Origin of the sequence: Thermobrachium celere DSM 8682 (assembly GCF_000430995.1) — a bacterium.
Lineage (GTDB): Bacteria > Bacillota > Clostridia > Clostridiales > Caloramatoraceae > Thermobrachium > Thermobrachium celere.
In genome coordinates this window covers 6309-6940 of record NZ_HF952035.1, presented here as the reverse complement: position 1 = coordinate 6940, position 632 = coordinate 6309, and the positions used below count along the sequence as shown (strand labels likewise).

At 32.6% G+C, this 632-nt stretch carries 1 protein-coding gene; it reads right to left on the bottom strand.

The features are described from left to right. Window positions 1-164 precede the first annotated feature (164 nt). Window positions 165-422, bottom strand: a complete 258-nt coding sequence (gene remB, locus TCEL_RS11505) for an extracellular matrix regulator RemB (protein WP_018664102.1) — start codon at window positions 420-422, stop codon at window positions 165-167. Window positions 423-632 lie beyond the last annotated feature (210 nt).

Genomic DNA, 632 nt, shown 5'->3' with positions numbered 1-632 from the left:
CTATAGAATTATCAACTATTTCATATACCAAATGATGAAGTCCTTTAGGTCCTGTACTACCAATGTACATACCTGGTCTTTTTCTAACAGCCTCAAGACCCTCAAGAACTTGTATCTGTTCTGCACTATACTGCTGCATATTACTCATTTTTTTTCACCTCTTCTTATAGTTCATTCAAAAATCCTGTTCGTTTTACCAATGTAACAGAAGAAATAGGAGAAAGATATATTATACTCTTTTTATTTCTCTCGGTTAATACAAATGATTTTGGTGGATCATCTGTAATCCTTGTAACAAATCCTTCTTCTTCGGCTATCTTTAAAAAATTTCTTGTGTCAGAATTAAAAGTTGAATTAACATCAAATATTGCAATAACCTCACTTAAAGGAATAACAACATTTTCTCCCAAATGAAGAAACATAAAAAAGCCTCCCTATTTTACAAATATATGTATTCATAACCCTACCAACAGGCTGTTTAAAATAAAATGACTCTCCAAAATCCCCTCTTATTACATTACTGAACCCAATATTTATATTGGACAATTGCTGGTTCATCAAGGTGCAGCTGTTTTCTAATCTTCTGCTTTGTTTCATAGGACATTTTGGGATCCATCATACCTGTTAGGGCA